This window comes from Paenarthrobacter sp. NPDC056912 (assembly GCF_042786555.1).
GTDB lineage: Bacteria > Actinomycetota > Actinomycetes > Actinomycetales > Micrococcaceae > Arthrobacter.
In genome coordinates, this window is the sequence record NZ_JBHUCD010000027.1 from 1 (window position 1) to 17,123 (window position 17,123).

The 17,123-nt window shown below is 64.2% G+C and carries 12 protein-coding genes and 1 pseudogene; 7 read left to right on the forward strand and 6 right to left on the reverse strand.

Annotation, left to right across the window (positions count from 1 at the left end):
- From ACFRJ9_RS21800 to ACFRJ9_RS21810, 3 genes and pseudogenes are all read right to left on the reverse strand, one after another.
- Positions 1 to 563, reverse strand: a pseudogene (locus ACFRJ9_RS21800) (hypothetical protein); the annotation flags it as partial.
- A 229-nt stretch (positions 564 to 792) separates the two neighbouring features.
- The gene (locus tag ACFRJ9_RS21805) at positions 793 to 2,478 is read right to left on the reverse strand and encodes an acyltransferase (RefSeq protein WP_377672433.1); all 1,686 of its coding nucleotides are present in this window, start codon (positions 2,476 to 2,478) and stop codon (positions 793 to 795) included.
- A gap of 142 nt (positions 2,479 to 2,620) precedes the next feature.
- On the reverse strand, positions 2,621 to 3,517 hold the full coding sequence (locus tag ACFRJ9_RS21810) for a helix-turn-helix transcriptional regulator (RefSeq protein WP_377672435.1): 897 nt from the start codon (positions 3,515 to 3,517) through the stop codon (positions 2,621 to 2,623).
- A 129-nt stretch (positions 3,518 to 3,646) separates the two neighbouring features.
- Here ACFRJ9_RS21810 and ACFRJ9_RS21815 point away from each other — a divergent pair, with 129 nt between their 5' ends.
- Both ACFRJ9_RS21815 and hrpB read left to right on the forward strand, forming a co-directional pair.
- Positions 3,647 to 4,690: an NAD(P)-dependent alcohol dehydrogenase gene (locus tag ACFRJ9_RS21815; protein WP_377672437.1), complete on the forward strand. Its 1,044-nt coding sequence runs from the start codon at positions 3,647 to 3,649 to the stop codon at positions 4,688 to 4,690.
- Positions 4,691 to 4,799: 109 nt separating this feature from the next.
- Positions 4,800 to 7,406 carry an ATP-dependent helicase HrpB gene (gene hrpB / locus ACFRJ9_RS21820; protein ID WP_377672563.1) on the forward strand — a complete coding sequence of 869 codons (2,607 nt, stop codon included), beginning with the start codon at positions 4,800 to 4,802 and terminating at the stop codon, positions 7,404 to 7,406.
- Between the two features lie 31 nt (positions 7,407 to 7,437).
- On the opposite strand, the gene ACFRJ9_RS21825 is transcribed toward hrpB, so the two are convergent.
- On the reverse strand, positions 7,438 to 9,081 hold the full coding sequence (locus ACFRJ9_RS21825; RefSeq protein WP_377672440.1) for an amidohydrolase: 1,644 nt from the start codon (positions 9,079 to 9,081) through the stop codon (positions 7,438 to 7,440).
- A complete protein-coding gene (locus ACFRJ9_RS21830) occupies positions 9,071 to 10,528 on the reverse strand; it encodes an APC family permease (RefSeq protein WP_377672442.1) in 1,458 nt (485 codons plus the stop codon). Before ACFRJ9_RS21830 ends, ACFRJ9_RS21825 begins: the two co-directional genes overlap by 11 nt.
- 159 nt (positions 10,529 to 10,687) lie before the next feature.
- Between ACFRJ9_RS21830 and ACFRJ9_RS21835 the strand changes: the two genes are divergently transcribed.
- From ACFRJ9_RS21835 to ACFRJ9_RS21845, 3 genes are all read left to right on the forward strand, one after another.
- Positions 10,688 to 11,305 carry a TetR/AcrR family transcriptional regulator C-terminal domain-containing protein gene (locus ACFRJ9_RS21835; RefSeq protein ID WP_377672444.1) on the forward strand — a complete coding sequence of 206 codons (618 nt, stop codon included), beginning with the start codon at positions 10,688 to 10,690 and terminating at the stop codon, positions 11,303 to 11,305.
- The gene (locus ACFRJ9_RS21840) at positions 11,302 to 12,036 is read left to right on the forward strand and encodes a M50 family metallopeptidase (protein WP_377672446.1); all 735 of its coding nucleotides are present in this window, start codon (positions 11,302 to 11,304) and stop codon (positions 12,034 to 12,036) included. The genes ACFRJ9_RS21835 and ACFRJ9_RS21840 overlap by 4 nt, the downstream gene beginning before the upstream one ends.
- Before the next feature lie 119 nt (positions 12,037 to 12,155).
- Positions 12,156 to 14,264 (forward strand): elongation factor G-like protein EF-G2, encoded by a 2,109-nt coding sequence (locus ACFRJ9_RS21845; RefSeq protein WP_377672448.1) that lies wholly within the window; start codon positions 12,156 to 12,158, stop codon positions 14,262 to 14,264.
- A gap of 3 nt (positions 14,265 to 14,267) precedes the next feature.
- On the opposite strand, the gene ACFRJ9_RS21850 is transcribed toward ACFRJ9_RS21845, so the two are convergent.
- Positions 14,268 to 14,933, reverse strand: a complete 666-nt coding sequence (locus ACFRJ9_RS21850) for an alpha/beta family hydrolase (protein ID WP_377672450.1) — start codon at positions 14,931 to 14,933, stop codon at positions 14,268 to 14,270.
- Between the two features lie 126 nt (positions 14,934 to 15,059).
- On the opposite strand from ACFRJ9_RS21850, the gene ligD reads away from it, so the two are divergent.
- Both ligD and ACFRJ9_RS21860 read left to right on the forward strand, forming a co-directional pair.
- Positions 15,060 to 16,085, forward strand: coding sequence for a non-homologous end-joining DNA ligase (gene ligD / locus ACFRJ9_RS21855; protein ID WP_377672453.1), 1,026 nt, complete (start codon positions 15,060 to 15,062; stop codon positions 16,083 to 16,085).
- Positions 16,086 to 16,098: 13 nt separating this feature from the next.
- On the forward strand, positions 16,099 to 17,109 hold the full coding sequence (locus ACFRJ9_RS21860) for a serine hydrolase domain-containing protein (protein ID WP_377672456.1): 1,011 nt from the start codon (positions 16,099 to 16,101) through the stop codon (positions 17,107 to 17,109).
- Positions 17,110 to 17,123: the final 14 nt, after the last annotated feature.

The following is a 17,123-nucleotide window of genomic DNA, read 5'->3' on the forward strand; positions in this document are numbered from 1 at the left end:
TGGCCGGTCATTCCCACACCGGGGAGGACCTCGGCGGCGAGGGCGAGTCGGCGGCGTGCTTCGCTGATACTGATCCGGAGCCGGGCGCGGAGGAATTCCGCGGCGTTCCGGTACCCGTCATCGGCCGGGTTGACTACTGATTCTTGGCCGGGCGTCGTCGTCGTGCTCCATCCGGTCTGCCACCCGGGCGCGGCGCCAGCGCCGGGGACAGGGGTCCCGTTCCGGGCTTCGCGGCGGGTCCGTTCGACCGCCTGGGCTGCGATGATTTGCAGGTATTCCACTGTCCGGGAGATGTCCTCGATCCTGCCCGCGACGTCGGCTGCTTCACTAAAACCCAGCACCCCGGCATCGGTGGCAGCGGATGACCGCAGCGAGGTCAGTGCCTCGGTGGCTTGATCGAGTAACGCGTCCACCCCGGCGGTGCTGTTGGTCCCGGCGGCTGGCAGCACCCGGATTCCGTGGGTGGACGCTGAACTCCTGGCGACCACCGAGGCGCGCGAGGCTGCGCCGCCACGAGTTTCGGTGGTGAGGCCCCCGAAACGCCGGGACGCGACGAAACTCATGGCGGGCGATATAGCCCGACGTGCCACGAATTGCCCCATGCCTTCCATGAATCAACCCTGTCACCAGGCACCGACAAAATAGGGCCCCATCGAGCCAGTCACCAGACGTGAAAGAGCGTCGGGGAAAAGGGTGTCGGGAAGTGAGAGACGGTCGGAGAAAAGGGCGCCCGGAAGTGAGAGACGGTCGGAGAAAAGGGCGCCCGGAAGTGAGAGAGCGTCGCCGTGGTGGTTAGAGCGTTGGCAGCACGTAGGCCGGCTCGGGACGGTGGACGCCGCGGGGGCGGTAGCCCAAAGCTTCAGCGCATCCGAGGAGATCGGCGAGATACCAGATGATCGCGAGCCACATTTCGGTTCCCTGGAGGCTTGGGAGGTTCCTGCTTCCGCTTTCGGCAGCAACGCTGAATGCCATGCCTTCGCCGCTGTGCCACCAACCCAGCACTTGCTCCAGCTGGATCCGTGCCCAGGCAGTGGTCTCCGGCCGACGTTGGTCCGTCTGCTTGGCCGCGAGCCAGAGCGGGTGAACGACGTCCAGGACGTTGCACGCGTTCTGCCGGCCTGGGGCGAAGTATCGAGGATCGGCCGAGTGCTTCAGTACCGTGTCCACCAGCCGTTCAACGTAGGGCACGGGCAACCCGAATTGCGCGAACGTTCCGCGGGTTAGCCGGTAGTAGCCGTTGACTATCTTTAGGCGGGTGTCCTCGGATGGGGAGCCCCACGTTCCGGAGGAGGCATTGGCATGGGTCAGCAACCATCCGAAGAGGGCGTCAAGTGACCCCGCAGAGTTCGCGTGGCGCTGGTCGAGGTTCCAATACGCAGCCGTGCCCCAGGCGTCCACCCAGGCACCGGATTCCCAGGCTTCCTTGGTCCAGGGGAGTTCGTCCAAAACAGCGGTCACCAGAGCCGGGCTCATCGCGGCCACGGCGTGGATAGGATGTGCGAACCGGCTGCCCAGGAGATCCAGTGCATAGCCCACGGAGAGCACGTGGTAGGTTTCCGGACCTCTGCCGAAGCGAAGTTCACCACTGCTGCCGGACGTATCGAACTCCGGCACCAAACCAGTGACCGGATCCTGCAGTGCCAGGAGCCGGGAGACATGTTGTGCCCGGGATAGCTGCTCCGGCACGGTGCCCAGAAGCAGGTCCGCGATCTCAATTGCGTCGCAGTGCGCCCTCACTGTCGGTGCCGTTCCGGACTGGTCTACGAATCGGCCGTCCCGGGAAGACCAACTCCTCGAAAGGACGGCCGGGGCGTCCCTGCGTGCCGCCTCGGCAAACGCAGCAAGCGCGGACCGCAGACCGCCGTCGGGCACTTCCTGGGAAGCAGCATCACGCCGGTCCCGGATCCGCCGCGCAGGGTTGCCGCCCACTATGGACCATTCCGGGACGTCTTTGGTGACCACCGCGCCCGCCGCCAGCACGGCGTGTGAGCCTACTGTGACCCCGTCGAGGACCACCACGTTGGAGCCGATCCAGACGTCGTCGCCGATGCTGATTCCCTTGCTGGTGAGTGGTTGCTTGAAGACCGGCGCCGAGGGGTCCATGGAGTGGTTGAAGCCGAGGATGGACGTGTGCGCGCCGATCCGGACACCGTCGCCCATGACTACTGTGCCGCGGACCACGGTGAAGGCGTTGACCGTGCAGTCATCACCTATGGCGATGGAACCGGTGACGTACGCATGGGCGGCGATGAAGGAATCTGCGCCAAGGGAGAGAGTGTCTGCAGTAACGCTGGCAAATGGGGACAGGAATGCCCGCTCACCGATGGTGACGCCGTCGCGCTGGGCGAGTGCCTTTTGGTGCTCGTGCTGGGCTTCACGTTCGGCGTCCGATGCCGAGTTCCAGAACGTCCAGGGGGAGTAGTCGTAGCTGAGGTCGTGCTGGGGGTTCACGTCGTTGTCTCCGCAGTTGGTGGTCAAGCCCTGAACACGGGGCGCGATGGAAAGCGCTTCCCCCATTATTGTGAAGACAAAACAACCGGTCAATGCATCGACCGGAAACGATCACGTTCGATCATCCCGGGTGGCCGTATCCTCATCGGTGACGTGCAGCCGCCCCGTTTCAATCCCGGGCAGGCTCCCTTGCGGCAGGAGTGCTTTGCGTCGTCGCAGCCCAGCTGGCAAGCAGCTGAAAGGCGTCTGCGGTGGGCGTTCCGGGTTCGGCGTTGTAGACGGTCAAGGTCAGTCCGGCGTCGGCCGAGAATTCCATGGCCTCATACAGCATGTGCAGTTCCCCCACGATCGGATGCCGAAAGAATTTCTGGCCGGTGTAGTGCTGCCGAACGTTGTGCGCGGCCCAGCGCACCCTGAATTCCTCACTGCGGGTGGAGAGTTCGCCTACCAGATCGGTAAGGCCGCGGTCGTAGGGATCACGGCCGGCTTCCGTCCGCATGATGGCCACGGTGTCGTTCGCGGCGCGTTCCCAGTCAGGGTAGAAGTCGTGGCTTCGTTCGTCGAAGAACAGGTACCGGGCCAGGTTGGGAGGCTCGGCTGAATTGCCGCCCTGGCCGGAATAGATGTCCGAGTACAGGGCTCGTCCCAACGCGTTGATCGCGAGGATGTCCAATCGTCCGTTGCGGACAAACGCCGGTGATTGTGCAATCGCATCCAGGGTGAGTTGCACACCTTGGCGGATGGCTTGCTTGCGAACCGGGCGGCGCCGCTGGCGGCCGCCATCATTGGCAGCACGGGCGAGGTCGTTGAGGTGGTCCCTTTCAGCCTCATCGAGCTGGAGCGCGTTGGCCAGGGACTCCAGCACACTTTCCGAAGCGCCGGCGAGGTTTCCACGTTCCAGCCGGGTGTAGTACTCCACGCTGACACCCGCCAGCATCGCCACCTCGCCGCGGCGAAGGCCAGGCACCCGTCGGTTGCCGCCATAGGCGGCGAGACCGGCCTGTTCTGGCGTGATTCTGGCCCGCCGCGTAGAGAAGAAGTCGCGCGTTTCGGTCCGGTTGTCCATGGTTCAACCGTAAGACTTTTCTCCAGCTAAGGGAGTCCCTGCCATTACCCCTAACAGCAGTGACTCCTTCCTGTTTCCGAAACAGGGTTAGATGGAAACATCCAACAACGTTCACCACGCAGGAGAAACATGCCTACCGCTACCGCTTACGCTGCCCCATCGGCCACGGGCGATCTTGCCCTGACCACCATCGAACGCCGCGAAGTTGGCCCCAACGATGTCCACATTGACATCAAGTTCGCCGGAATCTGTCACTCGGACATCCACACTGTTCGGGGCGATTGGGGACCGCAGCAGTATCCTCTGGCCCCTGGCCATGAAATTGCCGGCATTGTCACCGAAGTTGGCCCGGAGGTCACCAAACACAAAGTGGGGGACCGTGTTGGCGTCGGCTGCATGGTCAATTCCTGCAAGGAGTGCGCCAACTGCCTGGCGGGCGAGGAACAGTACTGCCTCAACGGCAACGTCGGCACGTATGGTTCCGTTGACCGGGACGGCACCATCACCCAGGGCGGCTACTCCAGCAGCGTTGTGGTGAACGAAGACTTCGTCGTCACCATCCCGGAAGGGCTGGATCTCGATGTCGCCGCACCCCTGCTCTGCGCGGGCATCACCACGTTCTCCCCTTTGAACCACTGGGGTGCCGGCCCCGGCAAGAAGGTCGCTGTGGTTGGCCTGGGCGGACTGGGCCACATGGGTGTCAAGATTGCCCACGCCATGGGTGCGGAGGTGACCGTGCTCTCACAGTCGTTGAAGAAGATGGAAGACGGCCTCAAGCTCGGCGCGGACCACTACTTCGCTACCAGTGATCCGTCCACGTTCGAGCAGCTTGCGGGCACTTTCGACCTCATCATCAACACTGTCAGCGCGTCCATCGACATCAGCGCCTACCTTCGCTTGCTGAGCCTCGACGGCACGCTGGTCAATGTGGGGGCTCCCGCCGAGCCGTTGCCAGTTAATGCCTTCGCCCTGATTGGCGGCCGCCGTCGCTTCGCAGGTTCAGCGATCGGCGGCATCCGCGAAACGCAGGAAATGCTGAACTTCTGCGCCGAGCACGGCTTGGGCGCCGAGATCGAGGTCATTCCTGCCAGCAAGATCAACGATGCCTACGAGCGCGTTCTCGCCTCCGACGTTCGCTACCGCTTTGTCATCGACGCCTCCACTATTGGCTAGGAGCAACACCCCAAAAGGCCACACGCCCCCTCGACTACCGTCGGGGAGCGTGGCTTTTTGTGTGTCGCCCGGCAGGGAGAATGGTCTGGTGACTTTCAGACTGGACACCATGGGGACGGGGCTGGTCTTTGCCGGTTCCCTGGATAACCTGGCGGGCGCCCTGACAAAGCAGGGCGACGGCGGTGCAGCGGTGGTGCAGGCACCTCCCGGCACGGGCAAGACCACATTGGTCCCTCCGCTGCTGGCCAACGTGGTTTCCGCGAGGCGCCAGGGACAGCCTCGTATCGTCGTTACCCAGCCTCGACGTGTTGCTGCCCGCTCTGCGGCCTGGCGGCTTGCATCTCTGGATGGCAGCCAGCTTGGCCGCAGGGTGGGCTACACGGTTCGCGGCGAAAGCAAGACCAGTAAGGACACCGTGATCGAGTTCGTCACGCCGGGTATTCTGGTGCGGCGTTTACTCACGGATCCGGGCCTCGACGACGTCCATGCCGTTGTCCTGGATGAGGTCCACGAGCGGGGCCTTGAGTCGGACCTTTTGGTGGGAATGCTTGCAGAGGTCCGGGAACTTCGTGGCGACCTCACCCTTGTGGCAATGTCGGCCACCCTTGATGCCGCGCAGTTCGCCGCCCTTCTGGGACAGAGCGGCCAAGACGACGGCGACCGGCCGGCTCCGATCGTCGACTGTCCTTCAGCGCTGCACCCGTTGAAGGTTGAATGGGCTCCCGCCAGGGAGCGCCGCCTCGACGGCCGCGGCGTGGCCCGGAGTTTCCTCGATCACGTGGCACATACGGCCGCTGCCTCGCATGCCGAAGCCCTCGCAGCGAGCACGGACGTTGATGCCTTGGTCTTCCTCCCGGGCGTGCGTGAAGTGTCCGACGTCGCTACGCGCCTTCGCAGCTTGGTTCCTGCCGGGATTGAGGTGCTTGAGCTGCACGGGCAGATCGGTCCGGATGCGCAGGACCGTGCTGTATCTGGCCGCGAGCCCGGCGGTGGGCCCAGGATCATCGTGTCCACGGCGCTGGCGGAGTCGTCCTTGACTGTTCCCGGCGTGCGGTTGGTGATCGATTCCGGCCTTTCCCGCGAACCGCGGCGCGACGCCGGCCGTGGCATGTCAGGGTTGGTGACGGTGTCTTGCTCAAGGGCATCGGCCGAGCAGCGGGCGGGCCGTGCCGCACGCCAAGGTCCGGGCACTGTGGTGCGTTGTTACGACCAGCAGGCGTTTGCTGCTGCCCCCGCGCACCAAACTCCTGAGATTTCAGTGGCGGACCTGACGGGTGCGGCGCTGGTGTTGGCTTGCTGGGGCGCGCCGGGCGGCCAGGGCCTGGCCCTTCCGGATACTCCTCCCCGCGCTGCCATGGAAGATGCCGTGGAGATTCTCCGTGAGCTCGGTGCAGTGGATGCAGCGGGAGCCGCCACTGAGCTGGGCAAGACCCTGGCCCGGATACCCGCGGATCCACGGCTTGCCCGTGCTTTGCTGGACGGTTCAGCCACCGTGGGCCTCCGGGCTGCAGCCGAGGCAGTCGCCATGGTGGCCGGCGACCAGCGCGCACCAAGCGCCGACCTGACAAAGCTGCTGCAGTCGCTGCGTTCGGGATCGGACCCAGGGGCACGGCGTTTCGCGGAGGACGTCAAGCGAATGGAGTCGATGGCACGGCAGGAGGCCACCGCCGTCGTACATCCGGGGCCTTCGAGGCCACTCACGGCGGCGGAGGCCCTTGGTTTCGTGGTCGGTTTGGCTTTCCCTGACCGCGTGGCCCGGAGGGTCCCGGGTGCAGGGTCAACGACGTACCTGTTGTCGTCGGGAACACGGGCGGGCCTGCCGGCGGGAAGCCCGCTCACGGGGCAAGAATGGCTCGCCGTCGCAGAGGTTTCGCGTGCGCAGGGCCGTGACGCCGCCGGAACAGGTGCCGTCATCAGGGCTGCGGCCCCCTTGGCGGCCGAGTTGGCGGAAGCGGCCGCACCGGAGCTGTTGACCCAAGAGGTGCAGGCGACCTTTGACCAGGGCAAGGTGACGGCAAGGCTCGAACGGCGACTAGGCGCCATCGTCTTGTCCTCCACACCTGTCCGCCCGAGTCCGGAAGCCGGTCGTCGTGCTGTGGCCGAAGCCTTGGCGCGAGCTGGATTGTCCACGATCGGCTGGTCGGCCACAGCAAATTCTCTACGGCGGCGGCTAGCGCTGCTGCACAGGGAAATCGGCGATCCGTGGCCCGATGTCAGCGATGAAGGGCTGGTGGCACGACTGGAGGAGTGGCTGGCGCCCGAACTCGACGCCATGTCCACCGGAACCCCTGCCAACGGCATCAGCCTGACCGATCCGTTGCGGCGGTTGCTCCCTTGGCCCGAAGCCGCCCGCTTGGATGCCCTGGTGCCCGAGCGGCTGGCGGTACCGAGTGGCTCGCTGGTGCGTATCGACTACCCGGAGACCTCCCGTCGCAGCGATGACAACGACGCCGGCCGTCCGGTGGTGGCGGTCAAACTCCAGGAGTGCTTCGGCTGGGACCGCACGCCGCGATTGGTGGACGGCCGGGTGCCGGTCCTGTTCCACCTGTTGTCCCCGGCGGGGCGGCCCTTGGCGGTGACTGACGATCTCGCGTCCTTCTGGTCGGGACCGTACGCCCAGGTCCGGGCCGAGATGCGTGGGCGCTACCCCAAGCATCCCTGGCCCGAAGACCCTTGGACGGCGCAGGCTACGGCCAAGACCAAGAACCGGATGTAGCCCTTCACCTCCGGCTGCGCCAACGGTCCTGCTATGCCTGCCGGTCAAGCATGAACTGGATCTCGCCGTCCACGAACGTTCCCAGCACGTTGCTCGCGGCAAAGGCATCGGGGGTCGTCGCCAGCGGATCAAGTTCCAAGGCCGTGAAGTCGGCCCGCTTCCCCACGGTAATCGACCCCGAGACGTCCCATAATCCCGCCGCCTTGGCCGCGTGGGACGTGTAGCCTTCCAGGGCCTGGCGTGCGGTGAGGGCTTGGCTGGGAGCGATCGGTTCCTGTTCCGGGTGACCTGAGCGGCGCCGCAACTGCGCGTCGGCCATGATCGGCAGGGGCTGGTAGGGGGCGATTGGCCAGTCCGAGCCGATGCCCAGAGTGACGCCGGCAGTGCGAAGGTCCCGGCAGCGCCACGCCCTGTCCGCACGTTCTGCGCCAAGCCGGGTGGACCAGTTGTCGCTCTGGTCCGCCAAGGAGTAGTGGGTGCAGTGTGTCGGTTGCATGCTGGCCACTACGCCCGATTTCCGGAAACGCTCCACCAACTGGTCCGGGACGGTCTCGATGTGCTCGATCCTGTGGACAGTCCGACGGAGTACATCTGACGGCACTGAGCCCTGCAGCGATTCCAAGGCGTCAAGGACGTGTGCCACTCCAGCGTCGCCGATAGCGTGCGTGGCCGTGGGGATGCCTCGGGAGGCGAAGTAGTTTATGGCCTCGGTGTATTCTGCGGGCCGTGGCCAGAACGGGGCGGTGGACTGGCCGTAGAGGTCCGGTTCGTACAACCAGGCAGTTCCGTTGTCCACGGTCCCGTCGACGAACAACTTGATGGCCTCGATGGACCAGCGGTGTCCGCCCGTCCCGATGCTGTGGGCCAGCTCTTTCCACTGGGCTTCGCCAGTACCCGGCATGCACCACGGCGCCGTCCGAAGCCGCAACGGCAACTCGCCGTCGGCCTCCAATGCCCGGAATAGGGCGGATGATTCGTCACTGTGGTCCATGACGTGGCCTCCGGTCAGCCCTGCCCGGGCGAAGTCCAGCAGCAGGGCACCGAGGCGGGTCTTGCGCTCGTCGAATGACTCTTTGGGGATGTGGCGCTGGACGAGGTCCATCGCCGCCGCCTCGAGGAGCATGCCGGTGGGCTTTCCGTCGGTGTCGCAGACCACCTCTGCCGTCTGGTCGAATTCCTGTTGTCCTTGGATGCCGGCGATCTCCAAGGCCTTGCTGTTCGCCAGGCCCGAGTGCCCGTCGAACAACCGGATCATCGCCGGACGGTCACCGGTGATGTCATCTATGGCGTTCCGGTGCAGGGGGACTGAGCCAAAAGCGTTCGGGTTCAGCCCCCAGCCACGCAGCCACCCGCCGTCGTCGGGGGTTTCATCCCGCAGCAACGCGCGGACCTCAGCCAGGGTTCCGGCGCCGGACAGATCGCAGCCGATGGTGAGGTCCAGGCCGAACACGGGGTGGATGTGGCAATCCACCAACCCCGGGGTCAGCGTCGCGTTGCCGAGGTCCACTACCCGCGTACCGGCCTGCCGCCAGTTCTCGGCGTCCTGGCGACTTCCGACGGCGGTAATGACGCCTCCGCGGACAGCGACGGCCTGGATTATTTCGCGGTTTCCAGTGCCGGGTACGTCGTCGAGGGTATGGATGGTGTCCGCAAGGACGATGAGGTCAGGAGTCATGGGTTTCGAAGGTTCCAATCCGTGCGAAGACGTCGGGGCGGGTGGTGCGCAGGCTGCGGGCGATCAGCAGGCCTGCCAGGAAAACGACGGGTGCCACCAGCAACAGGATGGTGTTGGTCAGGGCGTCGGCGAAGGTCAGCAATTCGATGTTGATGGCGATCAATGCCACTACTCCGAACAGCAAGACGGCGGAGGCCACACTCAAGGGGATGAGGAGTCGGTGGGTAACCGCTGCCGGATTGCGGCGCAGATAAATGAACGCTGCTACCGAAACCAAGCCTTGGAGGGCCACGATTCCAAAGATGCCGGGAGTGTTGACCCAGATGAGCAGTTGCTTGTAGGGATCGGCGCCTGCGATGGCACAGATGATGATGACGACGGCGGCCAGGACAGTCTGAATCTGGCCGGCACGGTGCGGTGATTTGTACTTGGGGTGTGTCTTGCCGAGGAATGCGGGGAGCACGCCGTCCTTGGCGAGCATGTAGACGTAGCGGTTGATGGCGTTGTGGAAAGCCAGTTGCGATGCGTAGACGCTGGTCACGATCAGGACGTACATGACTACCTCGGCCCAGGGACCGACATAGTGGTTGATGGTGGCGAAGAACATCCCGTCGGCGAGTTCTCCGGCGGCGGCAACCACATCACCGTCTCCGTAGGCCTGAATAACGGTCCACACAATGAAGGCGTAGAACACGGACATGAAACCGACCGCGATGTAGGTAGCCCGGGGCACGGACTTGTCCGGATTCCGGGCCTCACGCCGGTAGAGGACAGTGGATTCGAAGCCCATGAAGGCGGCGAAGCAGATGGCCAGGATGGCCAGGACGCCTGGCGTAAAGGCGTGCTCCGGGGCAAACGAGGCAAAGCTGATGCCTTGCGCGCCACCGGCGGCCAGGATTCCCACGCCCATGATGGCCAGGATGGCGGTCTCGGCGATGAGAAGGACACCCAAGACCTTGGCACCAACATCGATGCCGCGGTATCCGAGGAACCAGACAGCGGCTATCGCGGTAAGTGCCACCACAGGCCATGGCACGTCCAGCCCGAAGAGTGTACGGAGCATGGCCTGGGTCTGCACCGCGAACAGCCCGTAGACGCCGATCTGCAGGCAGTTGTAGGAGACGATTGCCAGAACCGCGGAGGCCAGTCCCACCGTCTTGCCCATGGCCAGTGTGATGTAGGTATAGAAACCACCGGCGGCCTTGACGTGCTTGGTCATGGCCATGAAGGAAAGCGCGAAGACCAGCAGGACCGCTCCGGCTATGAGGTAGCCCATGGGGGCGCCAATGCCCCCGATGCCAATGGCGACAGGTGCCACGCCAGCCATCACGGTCAAAGGAGCCGCAGCGGAAATCACCAGGAAGGCGATGCCGCCGGTGCCCAGGGCATTGCGTTTGAGCCCATTGCCGGCGTCGGCTGCCGGCGGTCGGGTTTCGAGATCAGACATGGGGGTCCTCTGGGGTTGGATAAGGGGAAATTTTCAGGGGAAGCCACGTTGTAAGCGAAAGGCTTTCGTTTATCGTAGATCCTTGTGATCCGCGGCACAATACGTCTGCGCAAAGTTCTGGCTAGAGTCGTAACAACAACCTGGAATGGAGACACCCGTATGGCACGCCCGCTGGTCCCGCTGATATCGATCGATGCACTCGTCACTGCCGCCCTGGAGCTGGTGGACGAGGCAGGGGACTTCAGCCTGCCGAAACTGGCAAAGCGGATCGGCGTCAGCCAATCCTCCATTTACAACCACGTCAGCGGCCGCGAGGAGATCCTTGAGCTCATGCGTGGCCGGATCATCTCGGAAAGCCCTTACGTCCTGGGCGACGAGCGGGACTGGGAGGCAGCGCTCCGCGCCATCGTCCGGAGCTATCGTGACGCCTTCGCACGGCATCCGCGCCTGGCACCACTGCTGGTACTCCAGACCGTTCAGGATGACCAAGTCCTGGCACTCTACGAGAATCTGGCTGTGGCCCTCCAAGCGGCGGGATTCCGTGGCCGGGACGTCGTATCCGCCATCTCTACGATCGACAGCTTCGCCCTTGGCTTTGCGCTGGACCTCGCTGCACCGGATGTCGTCTGGGCACCCCCCGCCCAGGGCTACCCAACGCTGACCAGCGCCCTGGCGCACGCCGGTCCATCCGGGGAGCGCGGCGAAGCGGCCTTTGAGTTCGGCTTGGAAATCCTCATCGCAGGCCTGCATTCGCGCCTCAAGTCGACGGTACTGTGAACCTCCTCGCAACCTGGTGGGACGCCGTTCTACGCGGGTTCACCGATGTCCACACCACAGCGGTGCCGCTTCCTGCGCTCTTGGGCATCCTCGCTTGCGCCGTTGTCCTCAGCATTCCGCGGGTGACCTGGCGGTGGTTCGGACTCTATGTCACGTTCGTTCACGAGCTCGGCCACGCCTACGCCGCCCTCATGACCGGACGCTTTGTCCATAGCCTCAGGATCGGACTTGACCATTCGGGCCGCCTCGTCAGCAGTGGTCGGAGCACTTTCGGTGCCGCTTGGTCCGGATTCTGGGGCTACCCTGCACCGGCCGCTGCAGGCCTTGCCCTGATCGCCGCATTTGCTGCCGGACGATCCGGTGCGGCCATGTCCGTCGGAGCACTGGTCCTGCTTGTCTCGTTGATCTTCCTGAGGAACCTCACCGGAGTCCTGGTGGCACTATGCAGTGCCGCCATCGCCCAGCTCCTCATCCTCTTCGGGTCACCCACCACGGTCAATTACGTGGTCCTGGCCCTCGGTATTGCCCTCTCTGTGGGCGGCGTGCGGGATCTTTTCAAGCTTGCCGGCGTCCACATCCGGCGACGGGACCGTTTGCCGTCGTCGGACGCCTTCATCCTCGGCCGCACCACAGGCGTGCCCGCATTCGTGTGGTTGACGGGTTTCACTGTTGTCATTGCCGCATGCGCGGTGACGTCCGTGTGGCTGCTCTGGGGGATGCTCCCCGTTTAGCGCTTTTAGTACCTTCTGACCCTTGCCCTGTAGTCGCTTCAGGGTGTCCAATCCTCTTTAACGTTCGAACCTTTCCGTCGTTCGAACTCCGTGCCGGGATACAACACCAGGAGGTGCCCATGTCCGCGAAGGGCACGCGCGAAACGGCAAGAGGAACCGGAACGGGGACGTCCGAGGCCAAACGAAGTGACAACGGCGCGGCCCTGGCCGCAAGCGATCCTGTGAATATCCGCAACGTGGCACTCGTGGGACACTCGGGGTCCGGCAAGTCCCTCCTGGTGGAAGCGCTGTTGGCGGCCACCGGCGCCATCGCCAGAATGGGTTCCATCAGCGATGGCACTACAGTCAGCGACTCAGATCCCTCGGCCATCCACCAACAGCGGTCCGTGACGTTGTCCGTCGCGCCGATCCTGGTGGGTGATATCAAGGTCAACCTGATCGACACTCCCGGCTACACGGACTTCACGGGTGAGTTACGCGCTGGGTTGAGGGCCGCTGATGCGGCCCTTTTCGTTGTGTCCGCCATTGAGGGGATCGACGGCGCCACCATCGCTTTGTGGGGCGAATGCGAGAAGATCCGAATGCCCAGAGCGGTGGTGGTCAGCAAACTTGACCACCCGCGTGCCGACTTCAACGCCGCCGTCAGCCGTTGCCGGGAGGCCTTCGGCGAATCGGTGCTTCCGCTCTATCTCCCCGCGGGCGACGCCTCTGATTCCCACCTCGTGGATTTGCTCGACGTCACCGCGCAGTCGGATGCCGCGGGGACAGAGTTCGATGACGCCCGCGGTTCCTTGCTCGAGGGCATCATTGCCGAGAGCGAAGACGAGACGCTCATGGACCGGTACCTTGGCGGCGAAGAGTTGCCGCTGGCGGACCTCGTCAAGGACCTGGAAACTGCCGTCGTCAGGGGCAGCTTCTTCCCTGTCATGCCGACCTCGGCTGAAACCGGCCTGGGTCTTCCCCAGCTCATGGCCTTGTTGACCGATGCTCTGCCATCTCCGGTGGAGCGCACCCCGCCGGCCGCCATGAAGCTGGATGGTTCCTCCCTGAAACCGTTGGAATGTGATCCGGCCGCTCGTCTCGCGGCCGAGGTAGTCCGGACCACGGTGGACCCGTTCCTCGGCCGGGTGTGCTTGGTCAGGGTGTTCTCCGGAACTCTTCGGGATGACTCCTCCATCCATATCGGCGGAAGGGGATTGGCGGACAGGGGCCATGCGGACCATGACGCCGATGAACGCATTACGCACTTATACTCACCGGCCGGATCAAGCCTGAAAGCTGTCCCGCTCTGCATCGCGGGAGACATCTGCGCTATCAGCAAGCTTGCCAGCGCCGAGACCGGTGACACCATTTCGGACAGGGATGCGCCGCTGCTGATTGAGACATGGAATATGCCGGAGCCACTGATGCCCATCGCCATCGAAGGTGCGTCCCGCAGCGATGAGGATGCCTTGGCCAAGAGCATCGGGAAAGTGGCAGCTGCCGATCCCACGCTTCGCTTGGAGCGGAACCAGGACACGCACCAACTCATCCTCTGGTGCATGGGTGAGGCGCATGCGGACGTGGTCCTGGACAGGTTGCGCGGTCAAGGAGTCAAGCTCCAGACGGTGGACGTGATCACGCCCCTTCGGGAGACCTTCGCCACCAAGGCCGTGGGGCATGGGCGGCATGTCAAGCAATCCGGTGGCCATGGCCAGTTTGCCATCTGCGACATCGAAGTAGAACCCTTGGCGCGAGGAGAAGGGTTCGCGTTCACTGACAAGATTGTGGGTGGTGTCATCCCGGGGACCTTCGTCGCATCCGTGGAGAAAGGCGTCCGTTCCCAGATGCTCAAGGGCGTCTCGGCAGGTTTCCCGGTGGTGGACATCAAAGTGACATTGTTGGGCGGAAAGACACACAGCGTGGACTCCTCTGACGCAGCCTTCCAAGCGGCCGGTGCATTGGCGCTCCGGGAGGCTGCAGCTGCCGCCAGGATCCAACTGTTGGAACCGGTCTCGTCGGTAGTGATCAGTGTTCCGGACGAGTATGTAGGGGCGGTGATGAGCGACTTGTCCGGCCGGAGGGGACGCGTGACCGGCACAACCGCTGCCGATGGCGAGGTCACGGAAGTCAGCGCGGAAGTGCCGGACCAAGAACTGCTTCGGTACGCTATCGAACTCCGTGCCCTGACCGCCGGCACCGGCCGTTTCCGGCGGTCGTACCTGCGCCACGAACCCTTGCCGAAATAGCTTCTAGGCGTTGTCCCGGAGGAACGCGGCAACGGCTGGCGCCAAGGACGCACCCACTTCGCCCGCGCTCCTCTTGATGCCCTTGACTCCGAACGAATGGTCCCCATCGGGGGTCCACTGGAGCGTCGCCGTCGGCCCTATCCTGGCCAAGACGCCCTCCAGCAGGTCCGGGGTTGCAAAGGTGTCGCGGGTTCCTTGAAGGAACAGCATGGGCACGGTAATGCCATAGAGGTGCTCATCGCGCAGCTTCTCCGGTTTGCCGGGTGCATGGAGGGGGTAGCCGAGGTACACGAGGCCCCGCGCGGGCATACCTTCGGCCACGGCCATCGAGGCCATCCGTCCGCCGAAGGACTTGCCGGACGCCCACAACGGCTCGCCATCGGCAAGCTCCTCAGCCTTCTCCATGACAGCCCGCCATGTTGCGATTGCTAGCGGGGGACGGTCCGGGAACCGCCGGCCCGCCTCACGGTAAGGGAAATTGAACCGCAGCGTGGCCACTCCTTCGCCTGCCATGGCTTCTGCAAACCCCTGAAGGAAGGGGTGCTCCATTCCGGCGCCCGCGCCATGCGCCACTACCAACGTAGCGAAGGGCTGATCCGGCCGGAGGTAGAGGGCGGATACTTCGGTTTCGCCGACGGTGATGGTTGCTGAGGTTTCAGAGTTTGGCATATATCCATCATGGCCTACCCTTGGCAGCGCACGTTTCACTTTCGGAGCACCTGAAAAAAGTCCTGTCAGAAACACGACATGTGGCGGGTGCTGACGAACGGGCCCTCAACGGGGTAGCTTGTGGCCATGGCGAGCGAAGCAACCACCGTTACTGTGCCCGGTCCCAACGGCCCCCGGGAGGTGCGGATTTCGAGTCCCGGGCGCGTGATGTGGCCTGCGGCGGGACTGACCAAGCTGGACCTCGCCAACTATCTCATCGCGGTCGGTGACGCCTTTGTCACGGCCAACGGAAACCGGCCCATCAGCCTCCAGCGCTATTCAGGCAACATCGACGGCGAGATGTTCTTCTCGAAGAACCCACCCAAGGGTGCTCCTGACTACGTCCGCTCGGTCCCGGTCACGTATCCGAGTGCGCGGTCGCATCCTCAGCTGGTCATCGACGAACCGGCGGCTGCCGTATGGGCCGCCCAAATGAATACCGTGGTGTTCCATCCTTGGGCTTCGAGGGCCAACGATCCGGACAACCCGGACCAGCTGCGGATCGATCTCGATCCCCAACCAGGAACGGATTTTGGTGACGCCATTCCCGCAGCCCTGGAACTCCGTTCTGTCTTAGAGGAGGCCGGACTAACGGCGTTCATCAAAACGTCCGGGAACCGGGGCCTGCATGTGTATGCGCCGATCCATCCCAAGCATGAATTCCTCGATGTTCGGCATGCTGTCATCGCAGCAGGCCGGGAACTGGAACGGCGCATGCCCGAGAAAGTCACTACGGCTTGGTGGAAAGAGGAACGAGGAACCAGGATCTTCGTGGACTTCAACCAGGCGAACCGGGACCGGACCATCGCTGGTGCATACAGCCCCCGTGCCGTGCCGCAGGCACAGGTTTCCTGCCCCTTGGAGTGGGACGAACTAGGCAACGCCGATCCTGCGAAATACACCATCGCGACCGTTCCGGAACGTTTGAAGCTGACCGGCGATCCGTGGGCGGCCATGCACGAGCACCCCGGTGATATCGATGTCCTTTTGAAGTGGTGGGAACGCGATGTCACCAATGGCCAGGGCGAAATGCCCTTCCCGCCGGAATTTCCCAAGATGCCGGGCGAGCCCATGCGCGTGCAGCCGAGCCGGGCCCGCAAGCCGGAGGAGTAAACCGGGAGCTCGTGTGCATCGCCCGCGGACAGCGCTAACTGCAGCCGCACTCGCGTGCGGTCTGTGCCTCAGTGGCTGCACGGGCGAAGCGGAGCCTGAGCCCACCGTGATAGTGCCGCCCTCCGTAGTATTCCCGACGACGGTCCCTCCGCTTGCGCCGACGCCTTCCGAGAGCGCGGCAACGCCGGCGTTCCAAGAGCTGAAGGCTGCTTTGGAGCTCTTCAGCCGCGAGAAGCTGGAGGAGGGCGCGTCCGCTGTGCTCATCCAGGCCAGAATCGGCAGTCAGGAATGGTCGCATGCTGCATTCAGCCGCGATGCCGGTGCGTCGGTCCCTGAGGACGCCCGGTTCCGCATCGGCGCACTGGCCCGGACCATGGTGGCTGTTTCTGTCATGAGGTTGGTTCAAGAGGGCCGGCTGAGCCTGGACGATTCCATCACCGCACACTTGCCTGGTGTCGACGGCATCCCGGCGGGTATCCCTCCAACAATCCGCCAACTCCTGGGTGCACATTCAGGGCTGCCAGACGCCGCGAGCCTTCCTTCGCAGTCCGTGCTCGGGCTTTTGGTGGAGCGGCTCCGCGGAGCTCCACTCGGTGAGGTCCTGCGAAGCGAGATTCTGGAGCCGCTTGGCCTTGCGTCCACGGGGATGTTGGGAGGGTCCCTGCGCGATGGCATGTACTCCACGGTTGAGGACATCAACGCTTTCCATGCCGCACTGCTGAAAGGCCAGTTGCTGGCTCCGGAGAGCCTCATCGACATGAAAGGACCGGTTTCCGCCAGCTATGGCCTTGGTTTGGACCACTGGGATGATCGGTGCACCAACGGCTACTACTACGGTCATTCCGGGGATGTTCCGGGGTATGGAAGCATTGCCGTCAGCAGCGCTGACGCCCACCGCCAGCTGGCAATATTCGTGTCGTACGCCACGGCATCCACATCCGCGCAGCCCTCGGCCGTGGCCTTGGAATTGACGGGCGTGGCACAGGTGGCTTTGAACTCGGGGTGCAGGTTCCAATTCCGCTGAGGACGGCCCGGGTG